The organism is Reyranella soli (genome assembly GCF_007992495.1).
Taxonomy (GTDB): domain Bacteria; phylum Pseudomonadota; class Alphaproteobacteria; order Reyranellales; family Reyranellaceae; genus Reyranella; species Reyranella soli.
The window spans coordinates 133664-152433 of the sequence record NZ_BKAJ01000032.1 but is presented as its reverse complement, the minus strand read 5'-3'; the positions used below and the strand labels follow the sequence as shown (position 1 = coordinate 152433).

Sequence of the window (18770 nt, the reverse complement as noted above, 5' to 3'; positions counted from 1 at the left end):
TCAATTACTTAGCAAGCGACCCTTCACGGCTTTCTCGGCCCGGCTACGGGCCTCCCGATCGGCGGCCTGGACCTGCTGGACCGATTCCACCCGCTCCGACGACAGGGTGCTTGTTGCCAGCACCTCCTCGACCACGCGGGCAATGTCGAGGAAGCCGATGCGACGCGCCAGGAACTCCGCCACCGCCACCTCATTGGCCGCATTGAGCACGGTCGGTGCAAATCCACCCAGAGCCAGAGCCTCTCGCGCCAGACGTAGCGAGGGAAAGCGGCCGGAATCGGGCCGCTCGAAGGTGAGCGGCGCCAAGGTCGTGAAATCGAGCCGCTCGGCAGGGCTGTCGATGCGCGACGGCCAGCCCAGCGCATGGCTGATCGGCACGCGCATGTCCGGCGTGCCGAGCTGGGCCAGCACCGAGCCGTCGCGGTATGCGACCATGGAATGGATCACCGATTGCGGGTGCACGACGATCTCGATCTGCTCGGCCGGCATGCCGAACAGCAGATGCGCCTCGATCAGCTCGAGGCCCTTGTTCATCATGGTCGCCGAATCGATCGAGATCTTGGCGCCCATGTCCCAATTGGGATGGGCCAACGCCTGCTCGGGCGTGGCCTCGGCCATGTCGGCGAGCGCCCAGTTGCGGAACGGCCCGCCGGACGCCGTCAAGATCAGGCGGTCGATGGCATGGCGATGGCGCGGTTCGAGCACCTGGAAGATCGCATTGTGCTCGGAATCGACCGGCAGCAGTGCGCCGCCCGATTCCTCGATCGCCCCGATTAGAAGCCTGCCGGCGCACACCAGCGCTTCCTTGTTGGCAAGCGCCACCATGGCGCCACGCCGCGCCGCCACAAGCGTCGATTCCAGGCCGGCAAAGCCCACGACGGCGGCCATCACCCACTCCGCCGGCCGCGCCGCCGCTTCGATGACGGCAGCCGGGCCGGCCGCCGCCTCAATCGAGGTGCCGACCAGGGCATCCTTGAGCGCCCGGTAGCGCTGCTCGTTGGCCACCACGGCCATGCGCGCCCGCAGTCGGCGCGCCTGCTCGGCCAATGCCTCAACGGAGTTGCCGGCGACCAGCGCCTCGACCCGATAGCTGTCCGGATCGCGGGCAATGAGATCGACGGTGCTCTGACCGACCGACCCGGTCGACCCCAGGATCGTCACGCCGCGCGGCCGCGCGGCGGAAGGCGCGTGCCAGCCCGTCATGTCCATGGCCACCCTCCATCTAAGATCAGCCTAGTCAACGCCACAACGACGAGGACAGCCAGGAGCCCATCGACGCGGTCGAGCAGGCCGCCATGGCCGGGGATCAGCGTGCCGCTGTCCTTCACGCCGGCCCGGCGCTTGGCCGCCGATTCGAGCAGGTCGCCGACCTGCCCCACCACCGCCAGGCCAGCGCCAATGGCGGCCAGGGTGAACGTATGCCCCAGGCCAAAGGCGTAGCCGACACCCGAACTGGCTACCGCCGCCCACGCCATGCCGCCTATGAGCCCTGACCAGGTCTTGCCCGGGCTAATGCGCGGCGCGAGCTTGGCCCCGCCGGCGGCGCGGCCGACGGCATAGGCGCCGATGTCGGTCGCCCAGATGCAGGCCACGATCCAGATGATGGTCTCGCGCCCGTCCCCCGGCTGATGGCGCAACCACAGCAGCGCGACAATGGCGGCCAGGGTGTAGACGATCGCAAGGAGGCGGAGCAGCCATCGTCCGCGTGTCAGCGCGATCCATTCCGAGAGCAACAGCGGCGCCGCAACGGCGGCCACCAGGTCGATCCAGGGAAAGCCGACCCAGAGCGCCGCCAACAGCAGCGGCCCCAGGACGACCGCCGACACGATGCGCAGCACCAGACTACGATGCCGCCCGAAACGCCCGACTGGGGCGTCAGCCGCCGACGCCGCCATATCGCCGTTCACGTCGACGGAACTCGGCGATCGCCCGCTCCAGGTGCTCCTTCCCGAAATCCGGCCACAGCGTGTCGACGAACACCAGCTCGGCGTAGGCACACTGCCAGAGCAGGAAATTGCTGATGCGCTGCTCGCCGCTCGTACGGATCAGCAGGTCCGGATCGGGCACGCCCGCCGTCAACAGCTCCTGCTCAAAACGCGCCTCGTCGATTCCATCGGCGGCGAGTTCGCCCGCGGCGACACTGCGCGCCAGGCTCCGCGTCGCCTGCAGGATCTCGTCACGTGCGCCGTAGTTGATGCAGATATTGACGTCGATGCGAGCGTTGGCCTTCGTCATCTTCTGGGCTTCGTCGATGTCGCGCACGATGTCGGCGGCGAGGCCATCGCGGTTGCCGATGACACGCAGGCGCGCGCCGTTCTTGTGCAGCTCCTCGAGCTCGTTGCGCAGATAGTGGCGCAGCAGGCCCATCAGGTCGTTGACCTCGTCGGCCGGGCGCGTCCAGTTCTCGGTCGAGAAGGCAAAGAGCGTCAGCACGGGAATGCCGAGCTCGCCCGCCCCACGCACCACGCGGCGCACCGCATCGGCGCCGCGCCGGTGCCCGGCGACCCTTGGCAGCCCGCGCGCCTTGGCCCACCGTCCATTGCCATCCATGATGATGGCGACGTGGTGGGGACCCGGTGTCGGGTCCGCAGCGGCGGGCAGCGACGCAGTCGACATCAGACCGTCTTGATCTCTTTTTCCTTGTGGGCCAGCACTTCGTCGACCTGCTTGACGTAGCGGTCGGTGAGCTTCTGCACCTCGTCGGACTTCTGGCGGTGCTCGTCCTGCGAGATCTTGTGGTCCTTCTCGAGCTTCTTGAGCGCTTCCATGCCGTCGCGGCGCACGTTGCGCACGGCCACCCGGCCATGCTCGGCATACTTGTGCGCGAGCTTGGCAAGCTCCCCGCGCCGCTCCGCGGTGAGCTCGGGAATCGGCACACGGACGAGCTGTCCGTCCGGCGACGGGTTGAGACCGAGGCCTGCTTCGCGGATCGCCTTGGCGACCGAGACGACCAGGCCCTTGTCCCAGACGTTGACGGCGAGCAGGCGCGGCTCGGGCGCGCTCACCGTGCCGACCTGATTCAGGGGCATGCGTTGGCCGTAAGCGTCGACCATGACCGGGTCGAGCAGGTTCACCGAAGCGCGGCCGGTCCTGAGACCGCCCAGCTCCTTCTTCAGCGCATCCATGGCGCCATGCATGCGTTTTTCAAGTTCCTTGATATCGGCGGTCATCGTCAGCCCTCGTCTCTGATGATGGTGAAGGTCCCCTCCCCGCGCATCGTGGCGGCGAACGCGCCGGGCTTGTGGATGTCGAACACGATGATCGGGATGCGGTTCTCGCGGGCCAGCGAGATCGCCGAGGCGTCCATGACCTGCAGGTCGCGCTGCAGCACATCCATGTAGGTGAGCGAATCGTAGCGCTTCGCCGTCTTGTCCTTCTTGGGATCGGACGAATAGACGCCGTCGACCTGGGTGCCCTTCAGCATGGCATCGACGCTCATCTCGGCGGCGCGCAGGGCGGCGGCTGTATCGGTCGTGAAGAACGGATTGCCCGTGCCGGCGGCGAAGATCACCACGCGTCCCTTCTCCATGTGGCGCGCCGCGCGACGGCGGATGTAGGGCTCGCACACGGTGGTCATGGGAATGGCGGACTGCACACGTGTCTGCAGGCCCTGGCGCTCGAGCGCGCTCTGCATAGCCAGTGAATTAATGACGGTCGCCAGCATGCCCATGTAGTCGCCGCTCGCCCGGTCCATGCCCGATGCGGCGGCCGACACGCCACGGAAGATGTTGCCGCCGCCGATCACCAGGCAGACCTGCACCCCCATCTCGTGCACGGTCTTTATCTCCTGGGCCACCATGGTGACCATGGCGGGATCGAGCCCATATTCCCGATTCCCCATGAGCCCCTCGCCAGAGAGCTTCAGCAATACGCGGCGATAGCGGGGGCTCGGCGGCATCGGGGTGCCTCAGACTCCAGTTTTCTTGGGCAACGCGGGCCCGGGGGCCCGCGCGCCAGTGTTCGTTGTCATACTACTTCTTAAGCTGGGCAGCCACCTCTGCCGCGAAGTCCTCGGACTTCTTCTCGATGCCCTCGCCCAGGCCGAAGCGCAGGTAGCCGGCCAGGCGGACCGGGGCGCCGACCTGCTTGGCAGCGTCATCGACGACCTTCGAGACCTTGGTCTTGCCGTCCATGATGAAGGCCTGCTCGAGCAGCACCACCTCCTGGTGGAACTTGCGGATGCCGCCCTCGACCATCTTGGCGACAATGTCGGCCGCCTTGCCGCTCTGGCCGGCCTTCTCGCTCAGCACCGCGCGCTCGCGCTCGACGAGCGCCTTGTCGAGCTCGGCCACCGTCAGCGACTGCGGGTTGGCCGAGGCCACATGCATGGCGAGCTGCTTGGCGAGCGCCTCGAGCTTGGCCTTGTCGCCGGTCGATTCGAGCGCCACCAGGACGCCGATCTTGCCGAGATCGGTCGCCACCTTGTTGTGCATGTAGGACGCCACGACGCCGTCGGAGACCGACAGCATGCCGGCGCGGCGCAGCGACATGTTCTCGCCGATGGTTGCGATCAGATGCGTGAGCTCGCCCTGCACGTCGCGGCCAGTGCCGGGGTACGGCGTCGCCGCGACCTTGGCGAGGTCGCCGCCATTGTCGAGCGCGAGCTTCGCGGCGTCGCCCACGAACTTCTGGAACAGGTCGTTGCGCCCGACGAAGTCGGTCTCGGCGTTGACCTCGATGACCGCGCCGCGGGTGCCGTTGGCGACCACGCCGACCAGGCCCTCGGCCGCGACGCGGCCCGCCTTCTTGGCGGCCGCCGACAGGCCCTTGGTACGCAGCCAGTCGATCGCCTTCTCGAGATCGCCCGCGACCTCGCCCAGCGCCTTCTTGCAATCCATCATGCCCGCGCCGGTCTTCTCGCGCAGTTCCTTGACCAGGGAGGCCGTGATCTCAGCCATGTGTCACTCCGTATCGCGCATCGTGCGCGTTCACTGATTGAAGCGCGCCACTCTAGTGGCGCGTCATGACTCTCATGTTCCTCTCCCCTTGGGGGAGAGGTTAGGTGAGGGGGTCAACGAGAAGGCTGTCTCCTGCATCACCCCCTCACCCAGCCTCTCCCCCAAGGGGGACAGGAGTATGAGGAAGAGCCGGAGCCGGCTATTCGGCCGGCGAGGCCTCGGCGCCAGCGCCGTCGGTATCGGCGGCGGGAACCTCATCGGCCGGCGGCTCGCTCAGCTCGCCGACGTCGCCGCCGGAAGCCGCGATCTCGGCACGGATGCCATCGAGCACGGCGCCCGAAAGCAGCTCGCAGTAGAGCGACACAGCGCGGATGGCGTCGTCGTTACCCGGGATCGGGTAATCAACACCGTCGGGATCGGAGTTGCTGTCGAGCACCGCCACGATTGGAATGCCGCGCTTGCGGGCTTCCTGGACCGCGATCGCTTCCTTGTTGGTGTCGATGATGAACAGCATGTCGGGCGTGCCGCCCATTTCCTTGATGCCGCCCAACGACCGCTCGAGCTTGTCACGCTCGCGCGTGAGATCGAGCTGCTCCTTCTTCGTCAGACCGACGACGTCGCCCTTCAGGCGGTCATCGAGCTCGCGCAGGCGCTTGATCGAGGCAGAGATGGTCTGCCAGTTGGTGATCATGCCGCCCAGCCAGCGGTGGTTGACGTAGTACTGGCCGCAGCGCTTGGCGGCATCGGCGATGCGCTCGGCCGCGGCCGCCTTGGTGCCGACGAACAGCACGCGGCCGCCGTTGGACACGACCTGGCGGACCTGCAGCAGCGCCTGCTCCAGCAGCGGCACGGTCTTGGTGAGATCGATGATATGGACCCCGTTGCGCACCCCGAACAGGTACGGCTTCATCTTGGGGTTCCAACGCCGGGTGTGGTGACCGAAATGGACACCCGCTTCCAGCAACTGACGCATTGTAAAAGTCGGCATAGCCATGCCGTTTCTCCTTTTCCGGTTGGGCCTCCGCGGGCGTCGCTCTCCTCAGCCGAGGCTTCGGAGGGCACCGGAGCGAGCGGCGGGATGTCTCCCCGTCGACCGCAAACCCGCGTGCGAAGTGGGCGTGGTTCTAAAGGCTTACGCCCTCGAATGCAAGTGTCAATAAAATCAGCGACTTAGGGCTATTTGCCGGTACCGGACGGCGCTGAAAGCTTGGCGATATCGGTCCAGCGGCGGATTTCTGCGGCGAGATAAGCGCCTACCTCGCTGGGCGTCCCCCGCTTTTCCTCAACGCCCTGGGCGAGGAGCGCTTCTTTGATCTTTGGATTTTCGAGGGCCTTGCCGATCGCTCCGGCAAGTTTGTCGACCACCGGCTGCGGTGTACCCTTCGCTGCGAGCAAAAAGTAGGCGACGTCGACAGTCATGTCGGGGTAGCCCGCTTCCTTGAACGTCGGGATATCTGGCAGCACGCGCGACCGCGTCTCGCCGGTGACGGCGATCATGCGGGCCTGCTTGGCGCTCTGGACCGGAACGCCCGACGCGATAGGGGTGAACCAGATCTGGATGCGATTGGCCATCAAGTCGACCAGAGCGTCAGTGGTGCTCTTGTAAGGCACCATAACCGTGTTGATCTTGGCCGCACGGTTCAACATCTCGCCCAAGAACTGCGGCAGACCGCCGACATAGCCTGCGTAGTTGAGTTTGCCGGGCTGCTGGCGGGCGAGTTCGACCAGTTCGGCCACATTCTTCGCCGGAACCTCGTTGGGCACGAACGTCGAATAGACTGTGCTTCCGCTGAAGGCGACAGGCGTGAAATCCTTCGTCAGGTCAGCCGTCGCGTTTCCGGTGACCTGGTTCAGAAGGAGGCTCGTAGAGGCGATCAGCAATGTGTAGCCGTCGGGTCGCGATTTCGCGACGAAGTCGGTCGCAATGTTGCCAGTGGCGCCGGCGCGATTGTCGACGATGACGCTCTGGCCCAGCGTCCCGGTCATGTCCTGCCCGAGCTGACGTGCAATAATGTCGTTGGCCGTGCCAGGACCGAACGGAACGACGATCGTAATCGGCTTGCTCGGAAAGTCCTGTGCGCCTGCCGGTATCTGCATCGCCCCCGCGGCGATGCCCACCATCGCTGCTGCGACTGCAGCACGTCGGGACCATTTCGTGGCCTGCATTGAGTGTCCTCCCCCTTTTTAGCGATTGGTTTTGCTGGGGGAATTCTAAGCGCAGACTTACGCAAGCAGCTTGGCGATTTCCTCGGCCAGTTTGAGCAGCGAAAGTGGCGCGCTCCCCTCGGCTTTATTGTTGGCGGTGATCCAGACCTTGCGCTTGGCCTTGAAGGCATTGACGGCCATACGCGCCAGGACCAGCCGGGTTTCGGGGTCCTCGTCGACCAGGCGGTCGAACGGGTCGTAGCGTTGCCTGGCGGCCTGGTAGAGGAAGCCGCGGTGCAGGTTCCAGCGCACGACCAGAGGTCCCGGCGTATCGCCATCCAGCGCCCGGAGTGCCGCTTCCTGGCGCTCGACCTCGGGCATGCGGTCATGCAGGCCGACGCAATAGCGCACGCCGGACGACGCCAGCATCTTCATCAGGCGCGGCGTCAGCAGCTCGGCGTTGCGCAGCTCCAGGGCGTAGAGCGGACGCTGCTTGCCGAGCTCCTGTGGCAGGGCGGCGAAGAACGCCGCCAGTCGCTCGATGAGGGTCGTTGCCTCCTCGACCAGGCTGCGCGGCAGGGGCGACACCTGGAAGACCAGAGGGCCTGCCTTGTCACCCAACCCTTCCAGGCAGGGCACGACGAACTCGCGCGTGGCGATGGCGGCGTCGAGGAAGTGCGGGTTGGGCACCTTTCCCCTGCCCTCCTCGTCGCGCATCACGGCATCGCATACCAGCGCCGGCGCCTTGACCACGAAGCTGAAATGATCGGGCACCTGGCGGGCGTAGCCCTGGTACTGCACGGTGGTGATCGGCGCGTAGAACGTTCGGTCGAGGCTGACGGTGCGCAGCAGCGGGATCTGGGCGTAGGCTTCCAGTCCGCGCTTGCTGAGCTCCACCTGCGGATGGACGCCGTCGTATACAAGGCCGCGCCAGCCGGGAAAGAACCACGATGACGTGCCGAGCCGGATGTCGACCGGCAGTGTCGGCGCCCCAAGCAAGGGCGAATCCCAGGCCGGCCTGACCTCGCCGGCTGCGGCGCGCCGCTTGGGCGGAGGTGCGGGTTGTTCGAACAGGCCGGGTTGCCGGCTCAAATCTCCTCCACCTGCGCGATGCCCGGCAAGCCGCCGATGGCGTCGCGCAGGCCGGCCGCGATGGAATAGGTCTCGGACAAGGTGACCTCGGCTTCGGTGTCGTCCGTCATCGGAACGACAAGGGTCACACGGCTTCGGCCGCGCTTGCCTTGCAGCGTCTTGTGCAACGGCTCGACCGCCGCCCGATCGGACAGGACAATGCGCAGGCCGGCGGCGGCATTGGCGACCGCGTCGTCGAGCTTCTCCACCGTCTGCGCCGTCAGCTTCACCTGCTCGCCGTCGAGCCGGCCGTCGGCCGAGGCCAGGATCGCCTGGCCTGGCTCCAGGAGGTTGCGCTTGCTGCCTAAAAGCTCGCTGAAGACGGTGAGCTCGAAGGCGCCGGACTGATCCGAGCACTGCACGAAGGCGAAGCGGTTACCCTTGGCCGAGGTGCGCTCCTGGCGGTCGATGACCGTACCGGCGAGCCTGATGCGGCCGGATACACCACGCGTGAGCAGTGCCTGCAGGTCGGCGGCGCGCGTCACGCGCAGTCGCTCCAGGCTGCGCTCGTAGGCCGCCAGTGGATGCGACGAGAGATAGAAGCCGATGGCGGAGAACTCTTGCTGCAGGCGCTCCATCGGTGCCCAGTCCGGCACCTTGGGAAGCTGCGGCCGACGCTGGGCCGTGTCGTCGCCGAACAGGCTGTTCTGGTTGCTGCCGCGCGATTCATGCGTGGCCTGCGAATGGCGGGACAACGCCTCGACCGCCACGAAGGTCTGGGCGCGGTTCTTGTTCAACGAATCGAAGGCGCCGGCCTTCACAAGGCTCTCCAGCAGGCGCTTGTTGATGACGCGCTGGTCGAGCCGCTCGGCAACGTCGAACAGGTCCTTGAATGGACCATTGGTCGCGCGCTCCTCGGCCAGTCGGTGCATAGCGTCGCGGCCGACGCCCTTGATCGCCGCCAGCGCGTAACGCACGCCGAGCTTGCCTTCGTCCGTCCGCTCGACGGCAAACTCGGCCATCGACTTGTTGATGTCGGGCGGCAGCAGCGGGATCTGCAGGCGCTCGAGCTCGCGTCGGAAATTGCCGAGCTTGTCGGCATTGCCCATATCGAGCGTCATCGACGCGGCGAAGAACTCGACCGGGTGGTTAGCCTTGAGAAAGGCCGTCTGGTAGGCGACCAGGGCGTAAGGCGCGGAATGGCACTTGTTGAAGCCGTAGCCCGCGAATTTCGCCACCTTGTCGAAGATCATCGAGGCGCGCGCTTCCTCGACCTCGTTCTTGCGGGCGCCCTCGACGAACAGGTTGCGCTGGGCGTCCATCTCGGACTGGATCTTCTTGCCCATGGCACGGCGCAGCAGGTCGGCGCCGCCCAGGGAATAGCCCGACAGGACGCGGGCGATCTGCATCACCTGCTCCTGGTAGACCATGATGCCGTAGGTCTCTTCGAGGATCGGCTTCAGCGAGGGATGCAGGTAGTCCGGCTTCTCCTGGCCGTTCTTGACGCTGATGTAGGTTGGGATGTCGTCCATCGGGCCCGGGCGATAGAGCGCCACCAGCGCGATCAGGTCCTCGAAGCGGTTGGGCTTGAGCTTGGCCAGGATGTCGCGCATGCCGCTGCCTTCCATCTGGAAGACCCCGTAGGCATCGCCCTTGGCCAGCATCTTGAAGGTCGGCGCATCGTCGAGCGGTATCTTGGCAATGTCGATCTTGTCCCGACCAACCAGCTCGCAGGCCTTCTCGATCACGGTCAGCGTCTTGAGGCCGAGGAAGTCGAACTTCACCAAGCCTGCCGTCTCGACCCACTTCATGTTGAACTGGGTGGCCGGCAGCGATTCCTTGTTGTCGGTATCGCGATAGAGCGGGACCAGCTCGTCGAGCGGCCGGTCTCCGATCACCACGCCGGCGGCATGAGTCGAGGCGTTGCGGTAGAGGCCTTCGAGCTGCAGCGCCAGGTCGATCAGGCGCTTGATCTCCTCATCGGCGGCGTACTGCTCCTTCAGGAGCTGCTCGCTCTCCAGCGCCTGGGCGAGCGTCACCGGCTTGGCCGGATTGTTGGGCACCAGCTTGCAGATGCGGTCGACCTGGCCGTAGGGCATGCCCAGGACGCGGCCGACGTCGCGCAGCACCGCCCTCGCTTGCAGCTTGCCGAAGGTGATGATGGCGGCGACACGGTCGTGGCCGTACTCGTCGCGCACGTAACGGATGACCTGGTCGCGCTTGTCCTGGCAGAAGTCGATATCGAAGTCCGGCATCGACACGCGCTCGGGATTGAGGAAGCGCTCGAAGATCAGGCCCCAGCGCAGCGGGTCGAGATCGGTGATCTTGAGCGACCAGGCGACCAGCGAGCCCGCGCCCGAGCCGCGGCCCGGCCCGACCGGGATGTCATGGTCCTTGGCCCACTGGATGAAGTCGGCAACGATCAGGAAGTAGCCCGAGAAGCCCATCTTCTCGATCATGTCGAGCTCGTAGCTCAGGCGATCCTGGTAGGCCTTGAACTCGATGTCGGACGACAGGCGGCCGCTTCGCTTCAGGGCCTTCAGGCCCGTCTCGGCCATCTCCTGCAGCGCTTCCTTCTCGGTGCGGTCGGCGAGCTTGGTGTAGCGCGGCAGGATCGGCTTGCGCGGCGTCGGCATGTAGGCGCAGCGCCGGGCGATGGTCAGGGTGTTGTCGCAGGCCTCGGGCAGGTCGGCGAAGACCTCCCGCATCTGGGCGGCCGACTTGAAATAATGCTCGGGCGTCAAGCGACGCCGGTTGGGGTCCTCGATATGTGCGCCCTGCTCGATGCACAGCAGCACGTCGTGCGCCTCGTACATCTCGGCCTTCGGGTAATGCACATCGTTGGTGGCCACGAGCGGCACGCCGCGTTCGTAGGCGAGATCGAGCAGCGCGGGCTCGATCCGCCGCTCGGCATCGTCGCCGTGGCGCTGCAGCTCGAGATAGAGCCGGCCGTCGAACAAGGCCTGCAGCCGCTCGAGCTGGTGGGCCGCCGCAGGCGTCTGGCCGGACAGCAACAGGCGACCGAGCGCGCTGCTGGCATAGCCGGCCAGGGCCAGCAGGCCTTCGGTGTTGTCCTCCAGTTCCGACAGCGGCAGGGTCGACAGCGAACCCGTCTTGAACTCCAGATGCGCGCGGCTCACCAGGCGCATCAGGTTGCGGTAACCCGTCTCGTTCTGGACCAGCAGGGTCAGCCAGTCGGCCGGCACGATCTTGCCGGGCGACCCGTTGCCGGTGCCGTCCTCTCGGCGGATCCCGAGTTCGCAACCGATGATCGGCTGGATGCCGTCCTTGGCCGCATACTGCGCGAACTCCAGCGCGCCGAAGAGGTTGTTGCGGTCGGTGACGCCGACAGCCGGCATCGCGTTCGCCTTGGCGAGCGAAACGATCTTGTCGACCTTGTTCGCTCCCTCGGTGAGCGAATAGGCGGACCGGACTTTCAGATGGACGAAATCGGCAATGGGCACGTGCCACTATCGCGCCGCAAACTTGTGGAAAGCGAGGCAAGTTTTGTCATTGGAGCGCGGGCCTCTGGCCCGCTCATGATGCGGGCCAGAGGCCCGCGCTCCAATGACGCTAGCCTGACAGCACCCCGTCCTTCAGGGTCACCGTCCGGTCCATGCGCGAGGCCAGTTCGGGATTGTGCGTCGCCACCAGTGCCGCCATGCCGGTCTCGCGTACCAGCGCCAGAAGCTGCCGGAACACGGCGTCGGCCGTCGTCGAATCGAGGTTGCCGGTCGGCTCGTCGGCCAGCAGGACGCGCGGAGCATTGGCGATGGCGCGGGCAATCGCCACGCGCTGCTGCTCGCCGCCCGACAGCCGGCCCGGCCGATGGTCGGAGCGCTCCTTGAGCTGGACCATGGCCAAAAGCTCGGCAGCGTGGCGGCGGGCCACGGCGCGCGACCGGCCGTTCAGCATCTGCGGCAGCATCACGTTCTCGATCGCCGAGAACTCCGGCAGCAGATGGTGGTACTGGTAGACGAAGCCCAGGAACTGGCGGCGCATCACCGTACGCTCGCGATCGCCGGCGGCGCCGGCCGACTTGCCGCCGACCACGATGTCGCCCGCGTCCGGCCGCTCGAGCAGCCCCGCGATATGCAGCAGGGTCGACTTGCCGCTGCCCGACTGGCCGACCAGGGCCACGATCTCGCCCGGCCGGAGGTCGAGGGTGATGCCCTTCAACACCTCCAGGCGACGATCGCCCTGCACGAAGGTGCGCTTGATGTCGCGCACGGACAGGGGAAACCCGGGATCACTCATGACGCAGCCCTTCGACCGGTTCGACGCGCGTGCTGCGCCAGGCAGGGTAGGCCGCCGCCGCCAGCGACAGCAGGATGGCGATGGCGATGATGGAGAGCACCTCGATCGGCTGGACGCGCACCGGCGCCGAGGTGATGAACTCGACCTCGCTCCAGCCCGCCCCCGGACCGCCGGCGTTGGTGAGCAGCACGAGCAGCCGGGCGATGCCCTGCATGTTGGCGCAGACCAGCAGGCCGAGGCCGGCACCGACGGCCGTGCCGACCAGCCCGACCGCCGCCGCCGACAGGAAGAAGGCGCGCACGATCGTGCCCGGCGTCGCGCCCATGGTGCGCAGGATGGCGATGCTGCCGCGCTTCACGCGCACCAGCATGGTGAAGCTCGCCACCACGTTCATGGCCGCGACCACGACGATCAGGGTGAGGATGATGAACATCATCACGCGCTCGACCTGCAGGGCGCCGACGAAGCGGGCATTGAGGCCGAGCCAGTGCGCGATCCTGAGGTCGTCACGGCCGAGCGCCTTGCGCAGCTCCTCGGCGAACTGCGGCGCCGCCTGCGGGTCGGCGATGTCGAGGTCGATCGAACTCACCGCCTCGTCGCCGTATTCGAGGTCGCTCTGCAGCATCGGCAGCGGCACGAAGACCAGGCCATTGTCGAACTCGTAGCGGCGCGTAATGAAGCTCGCCAGGATCTCGTAGTCGGAGTAGCGCGGCGAGATCGTGCCGTTGTCGTTCACCCGATGCGTCACCAGGGTGAGCTTGTCGCCAGCCCTGAGGTTCAGGGCCTGGCGCAGGCGCTCGCCGATGACGACGCCGGGCCGCGTGCCAAAGGCGCTGAGGTCGCCATGCACGATGTTCTTGGACACCATGTCCCGCCCCTGCAGGTCTTCCGGCCGCACGCCCCGCACCAGGGCGCCGCGCGTCTGGTTGTTGGCGTTGGTGACCAGTGCCTGGCGCTCCAGGGTCAGGTTGACGGCGCGCACGCCTGGGAAGGCCTTCAGCTTGGCCAGCAGGTCGGGCGTGGCCTGCACCATGCCGCCGTCGCGGGCGGTGATCACGATATGGCCGTTCAGCCCGATGATGCGGCCGAGAAGCTGCTGTCGAAAGCCGCCCATCACCGACAGCACGACGATCAGCGTCGCCACGCCCAGCGCCACGCCGATCAGGGAGAAGATGGCGATGAACGAGACGAAGCCCTCGCGCTGGCGGGTGGCGAGATAACGCCAGGCCAGCCAGCGTTCGACCGTGCCGGCGCGGTCATTCACGGTGCAGTCCTTCGACCGGATCGAGCCGCGCCGCCTTCGCCGCCGGATAGAGCGAGGCGAGCAGCGCGAAGACCAGCGCCATGACGGCGATGACCGCGATCTCGTTCCATTCGATGCGCGAGGGCATCTCAGCCAGCAGGTAGAGCGTCTCGTCGAACAGGACGATGTCGAAGGTGCGCTGCAGCCATTGCCGGATCGCCTCGATGTTGCGGGCGAAGGCCAGGCCCAGCGCGAGACCCAGCAGCGTGCCGATGCCGCCGATCGCCATGCCGTCGAGCAGGAAAATGCGCATGATGGCGCCGCGCGTCGCCCCCATGGTGCGCAGGATGGCGATGTCGGCGGTCTTGGTGCGCACCAGCATCACCAGGCTCGACACGATGTTGAAGGCGGCAACCAGCACGATCATCGACAGCACGATGAACATGACGTTGGTCTGGCCCTGGATCGCCGCGAAGAAGCCGATATTGGCCTGCCACCAGTCGAACACCCAGGCCTGCGTGCCGACGATCTGTGAGAGCTGGCGGCGGGCGCCGGCGAGCGAGGCATCGTCGGCCACGAAGACCTCTATGCCCGTGACCATGTCGCCGTAGTTCAGCAGGCGCTGAACGTCAGGCAGCGGCGCGTAGACGAAGTTGGCGTCGTAGTCGTACATGCCGGCGCAGAAGACCGCCGCGACGCGTGCCTGCACCGCACGCGGCACGACACCCAACGGCGTTGCCACCTCGACCGGCGAGACGAGCTGGAAGGTGTCACCGATCTTGAGCTTCAACAGGTCGGCCAACCGACGGCCGACCACGACCGAGAAGTCCTTGCCGAAATCCTTCAATGATCCCCAGTCGATCGGCTTGTCGTCGTCGGCGCGGCACAGGCCGCGATAGCGGTCGCGCAGCTCTGCTGGCCCCTCGATCGCCGCCGAAAGCGGTGCGCGCGCCTTGAAATCCTCGGGCCGGACGCCGCGCAGGACCACCCCCCTCACCTTGTCACCGGCCACGGCCATGACCTGGCCCTCGGCGGTCGGCGTGGCGCTCAGCACGCCCGGCACCTTGGTCATGGCGGCCAGCAGCTCGGGCGTGGCGTCGATGCCAGCGCGGCTGCCCTGCACGCCGAGCTGGCCGCTGATGCTCGACATCTGGCGCAGCATCTCGAAGCGAAAGCCGTTCATGACCGACATGACGACGATCAGGGTGCCGACGCCCAGGGTGATGCCGATCAACGAGAAGGCGGCGATCACCGAGATGAAGCCCTCCTCGCGGCGGGCGCGCAGATAGCGGAAGGCGATGAGGCGTTCGACGGCGGCGAAGGCCATGTCTCAGCCGAAGCGTTGGACGACCTGGTCGAACGGCACTTCCTCGCGCTGGCCGGTCTTGCGGTCCTTGACCTCGGCCTTGCCGGCCGACACGCCCTTGGGTCCGACGATGACCTGCCAGGGGATGCCGATCAGGTCCATGTCGGCGAACTTGGCGCCTGGCCTGAGGTCACGGTCGTCGTGCAGAGCCTCGATGCCCTTGGCGGCAAGCCCGTCATAGAGCTTCTGGCAGGCGCCCGACACCGCGCCGTCGTCGGGCTTGAGGTTGACGATCGCCACCTTGAAGGGCGCCACCGCCTCCGGCCAGACGATGCCGGCCTCGTCGTGGCTCGCCTCGATGATGCCGCCGACCAGGCGCGACACGCCGATGCCGTAGGAGCCCATCTCGACCGTGATCTGCTCGCCGCCGGGGCCCGCCACCACCGCCTTCATGGGCGCCGAATACTGGGTGCCGAAGTAGAAGATATGGCCGACCTCGATGCCGCGCGCTGAAAGCCGCTCGCCTTCGGGGATCTCCTCGAAGGCGGCCTTGTCGTGCATGTCGTCGGTCGCGGCGTAGAGCGACGTCCATTCGTTCACGATCGGCTGCAGGTCGGAATCGTAGTCGATCTTGCGGCTGAGGATGTCCTTGTCGACCAGGCCTTTGTGGCAGAACACGGCGCTCTCGCCGGTGTCGGCCAGTACGATGAACTCGTGGCTGAGGTCGCCGCCGATCGGACCGGTGTCGGCGCGCATCGGGATCGCCTTCAGGCCCATGCGCGCGAAGGTGCGCAGGTAGGTGACGAACATCTTGTTGTAGGAGTGGATAGCGCCCTTCTTGTCGATGTCGAAGGAGTAGTTGTCCTTCATCAGGAATTCGCGGCCGCGCATCACGCCGAAGCGCGGGCGGACCTCGTCACGGAACTTCCACTGGATGTGATAGAGGTTCCTCGGCAGGTCGCGGTAGCTCTTCACGCCGTCGCGGAAGAGCACGGTGATCACTTCCTCGTTGGTCGGACCGTAGAGCATCTCGCGGTCGTGCCGGTCTTTTATGCGCAGCATTTCCGCCCCGTAGGCGTCGTAGCGGCCGCTCTCGCGCCACAGGTCGGCCGACTGGATGGTCGGCATCAGCACTTCCTGGGCGCCCGAGCGGTCCTGCTCCTCGCGCACGATGCGCTCGATGTTCTTCAGCACGCGGAAGCCCAGGGGCAGCCAGGCATAGATGCCGGCCGAGGTCTGGCGGATCAGGCCGGCGCGCAGCATCAGGCGGTGCGATACGATCTGCGCCTCTGCCGGGTTTTCCTTCATGGTCGGCAGAAAGTACTGACTCATCCGCATTCTGGTTTGATCCTTGCTGGGCTGGCGGGCCTTCGCCGCGCCGTAGCGGCTTCGGCCGCGCAGGCGGGGTGGCCGCGGACTGTAGGAAACGGGGGGTCTAAAGGCAAACTGGGGGAGGAACGAGAGGCTGGCTAGCTTTGCACAGGCGGATGCCCGCACACTTCACGCGACAATCGGGGGAGAACAACAATGCTCGAGCAGGTCTTCAAGCTCAGCGAGAACAAGACCAACGTCCGGACCGAGATCGTGGCCGGCATCACGACCTTCCTGACGATGGCCTACATCATCTTCGTCAACCCGGCGATCCTGGCCGAGGCCAAGATGCCGTTCGGCGCGGTATTCGCCGCGACCTGCGTGGCCGCCGCCATCGGCTGCTTCCTGATGGCCTTCCTGGCCAACTACCCGATCGCGCTGGCGCCCGGCATGGGGCTCAACGCCTACTTCGCCTTCGGCGTGGTCGGCGGCATGGGCCACAGCTGGCAGGTGGCGCTGGGCTGCGTCTTCATCTCGGGCGTCATCTTCTTCATCATCAGCGTGCTGCCGATTCGCGAATGGATCGTCAACGCCATCCCGATGTCGCTCAAGATGGCGATCGCCGCCGGTATCGGCCTGTTCCTGGCGCTGATCGCGCTCAAGAACTCCGGCATCGTCGTCGCCCATCCGGCGACCTTGGTGACGCACGGCAAGCTCACGAGCTTCCCCGTCGTCATGGCGACGCTCGGCTTCTTCCTGATCGTCGCGCTGGAACGCCGCCGGATCATGGGCGGCGTGATCATCGGCATCCTGGTCGTCACCATCGTCGCCATCGCCGCCGGCCAGCAGAAATTCGCCGGAATCTTCGACACGCCGCCGTCGCTCAGCCCGGTGCTGCTGCAGATGGATCTGTCCGGTGCAATGAAGGTCGGGCTGGTGACCGTGGTCTTCGCCTTCCTGTTCGTCGACTTGTTCGACAACACCGGCACGTTGATCGCGCTCGCCCATCGTGGCGGTTTCATGAAGCCGGACGGCACGGTGCCGCGCCTGCATCGCGCCCTGATGGCCGACAGCGGTGCGGCCATGATCGGCGCCGCCGTCGGCACCTCGACGACGACCAGCTATATCGAGAGCGCCTCGGGCATCAACGAAGGCGGCCGCACCGGCCTCACGGCGGCGACCGTCGGCATCCTCTTCATCCTGGCGTTGTTCCTGTCGCCGCTGGCGGGCTCGATCCCCGCCTACGCCACGGCTCCCGCGCTGTTCTATGTCGCCTGCCTGATGGTCCGCAGCCTCACCGAGGTCGCGTGGGGCGACGTGACCGAAGCGGCGCCCGCCGTCGTCACGGCGATCACGATGCCCTTCACCTTCTCGATTGCCGAAGGCATCGCGTTCGGATTCATTTCGTACGCCGCAATCAAGGTCGCGACCGGACGCTATCGCGATGTCCATCCGGCAGTCGGAATTCTCGCTGTCCTCTTCGTGATCAAATACGTGTACATCGGATGATCACATCCGAAGCGCGGTCATTTGTTTGTCGTCGAACGATCATTGCGCTTACAATTGTTCTAATTGAAAGCGGGTGATCGAAAGAAAAGGTCTTGGCAAGACGCTGGCTTCCGGCTAAGTAGCCTGGGTCTTGGGCACAGCCCGAGTTTTAGGGAGGAGAGCAGCGCAAGCTGCCTGTGACGAGTTTCGGGGGTAGAGGAACGGCGGGCCATGGGCCCGCTGTTTCTTTTTGGGACAATAGGTTAGGCAACGATCTTGAGAAATTGGATTAAGGTCATTCCACCATGCGGCGGAAGCTGAAGACGTCCGATTGGTGGAGGAAATAGAAGCCGATCCACAGAACGGCGGCGACGATCGAAGTGATGATCGCCTTGCGGAGGAGCTGTGGCCGCTCCGGGGCGCCCCGATCCTCCCCCTTACCGGGATTTTCCACCCTGCGCACGCCGAGCGGCAGCACGGTGAACAGGATCGTCCACCAGATCACCAAGTAGACCATGATGCCGGTGGCCCAAGACATGGTGCTACCTGCTCGCTGTCATCCCGAGCGCAGCGAGGGACCTGTCGCGGTGCCGATCAAAGGTCCCTCGCTGCGCTCGGGATGACACCGCTCAGACCTGCTCCAATTCGATCAGCGTGCCCGTGAAATCCTTGGGGTGCAGGAACAGCACGGGCTTGTCGTGGGCGCCGATCTTGGGCTCGCCGTCGCCCAGCACGCGGGCGCCGCCGGCCTTCAGCTTGTCACGAGCGGCGTAGATGTCCTCGACCTCGTAGCAGACGTGGTGAATGCCGCCATCGGCGTTGCGCGCCAGGAAGTTGGCGATGGGCGACTTCTCACCGAGTGGATGCAGGAGCTCGATCTTGGTGTTGGGCAGTTCCACGAACACCACGGTGACGCCGTGGGCCGGCTGCGCCTTGGGCGCGCTCACCTTGGCGCCCATGACCGTGCGATAGAGCTCAGCCGCCTTGGCGAGGTCGGGCACGGCGATGGCGATGTGGTTCAGGCGTCCGATCATCGGGGTCTCCTGCGGAC

General features: G+C 66.1%; 17 protein-coding genes. 1 reads left to right on the top strand and 16 read right to left on the bottom strand.

Annotated features, from left to right (window positions below; all coding sequences use genetic code 11):
- From dxr to proS, 14 genes are all read right to left on the bottom strand, one after another.
- Positions 1-1209 (bottom strand): 1-deoxy-D-xylulose-5-phosphate reductoisomerase, encoded by a 1209-nt coding sequence (gene dxr, locus RSO01_RS10150; protein ID WP_246158275.1) that lies wholly within the window; start codon positions 1207-1209, stop codon positions 1-3.
- Positions 1200-1838, bottom strand: a complete 639-nt coding sequence (locus tag RSO01_RS10145) for a phosphatidate cytidylyltransferase (RefSeq protein WP_246158273.1) — start codon at positions 1836-1838, stop codon at positions 1200-1202. The genes dxr and RSO01_RS10145 overlap by 10 nt, the downstream gene beginning before the upstream one ends.
- Before the next feature lie 37 nt (positions 1839-1875).
- Positions 1876-2616, bottom strand: a complete 741-nt coding sequence (locus tag RSO01_RS10140) for an isoprenyl transferase (protein ID WP_147148801.1) — start codon at positions 2614-2616, stop codon at positions 1876-1878.
- A complete protein-coding gene (frr, locus tag RSO01_RS10135) occupies positions 2616-3170 on the bottom strand; it encodes a ribosome recycling factor (protein ID WP_147148799.1) in 555 nt (184 codons plus the stop codon). Before frr ends, RSO01_RS10140 begins: the two co-directional genes overlap by 1 nt.
- Positions 3171-3172: 2 nt before the next feature.
- Positions 3173-3898, bottom strand: a complete 726-nt coding sequence (gene pyrH / locus RSO01_RS10130; protein WP_147148797.1) for a UMP kinase — start codon at positions 3896-3898, stop codon at positions 3173-3175.
- Positions 3899-3971: 73 nt separating this feature from the next.
- A complete protein-coding gene (gene tsf, locus RSO01_RS10125; RefSeq protein ID WP_147148795.1) occupies positions 3972-4898 on the bottom strand; it encodes a translation elongation factor Ts in 927 nt (308 codons plus the stop codon).
- Positions 4899-5097: 199 nt separating this feature from the next.
- Positions 5098-5892, bottom strand: a complete 795-nt coding sequence (gene rpsB / locus RSO01_RS10120) for a 30S ribosomal protein S2 (RefSeq protein WP_147148793.1) — start codon at positions 5890-5892, stop codon at positions 5098-5100.
- A gap of 182 nt (positions 5893-6074) precedes the next feature.
- Entirely contained in the window at positions 6075-7064 is a 990-nt protein-coding gene (locus tag RSO01_RS10115) for a Bug family tripartite tricarboxylate transporter substrate binding protein (protein ID WP_147148791.1), read from the bottom strand.
- A 57-nt stretch (positions 7065-7121) separates the two neighbouring features.
- A complete protein-coding gene (locus RSO01_RS10110) occupies positions 7122-8135 on the bottom strand; it encodes a DUF72 domain-containing protein (protein WP_218037299.1) in 1014 nt (337 codons plus the stop codon).
- Positions 8132-11578 carry a DNA polymerase III subunit alpha gene (dnaE, locus tag RSO01_RS10105; protein ID WP_147148790.1) on the bottom strand — a complete coding sequence of 1149 codons (3447 nt, stop codon included), beginning with the start codon at positions 11576-11578 and terminating at the stop codon, positions 8132-8134. Before dnaE ends, RSO01_RS10110 begins: the two co-directional genes overlap by 4 nt.
- A 109-nt stretch (positions 11579-11687) precedes the next feature.
- Positions 11688-12371: an ABC transporter ATP-binding protein gene (locus tag RSO01_RS10100; RefSeq protein ID WP_147148788.1), complete on the bottom strand. Its 684-nt coding sequence runs from the start codon at positions 12369-12371 to the stop codon at positions 11688-11690.
- On the bottom strand, positions 12364-13635 hold the full coding sequence (locus RSO01_RS10095; RefSeq protein WP_147148785.1) for an ABC transporter permease: 1272 nt from the start codon (positions 13633-13635) through the stop codon (positions 12364-12366). Before RSO01_RS10095 ends, RSO01_RS10100 begins: the two co-directional genes overlap by 8 nt.
- Entirely contained in the window at positions 13628-14941 is a 1314-nt protein-coding gene (locus RSO01_RS10090; protein ID WP_147148783.1) for an ABC transporter permease, read from the bottom strand. The genes RSO01_RS10095 and RSO01_RS10090 overlap by 8 nt, the downstream gene beginning before the upstream one ends.
- A gap of 3 nt (positions 14942-14944) precedes the next feature.
- Entirely contained in the window at positions 14945-16258 is a 1314-nt protein-coding gene (proS, locus tag RSO01_RS10085; RefSeq protein ID WP_147148781.1) for a proline--tRNA ligase, read from the bottom strand.
- 189 nt (positions 16259-16447) lie between these two features.
- Here proS and RSO01_RS10080 point away from each other — a divergent pair, with 189 nt between their 5' ends.
- Entirely contained in the window at positions 16448-17740 is a 1293-nt protein-coding gene (locus RSO01_RS10080) for an NCS2 family permease (protein WP_147148779.1), read from the top strand.
- A 274-nt stretch (positions 17741-18014) separates the two neighbouring features.
- Here RSO01_RS10080 and RSO01_RS10075 read toward each other — a convergent pair whose 3' ends face one another.
- A complete protein-coding gene (locus tag RSO01_RS10075) occupies positions 18015-18257 on the bottom strand; it encodes a DUF1467 family protein (RefSeq protein ID WP_147148777.1) in 243 nt (80 codons plus the stop codon).
- Positions 18258-18348: 91 nt separating this feature from the next.
- Positions 18349-18753 (bottom strand): methylmalonyl-CoA epimerase, encoded by a 405-nt coding sequence (gene mce / locus RSO01_RS10070; RefSeq protein WP_147148775.1) that lies wholly within the window; start codon positions 18751-18753, stop codon positions 18349-18351.
- Between the last annotated feature and the right edge of the window lie 17 nt (positions 18754-18770).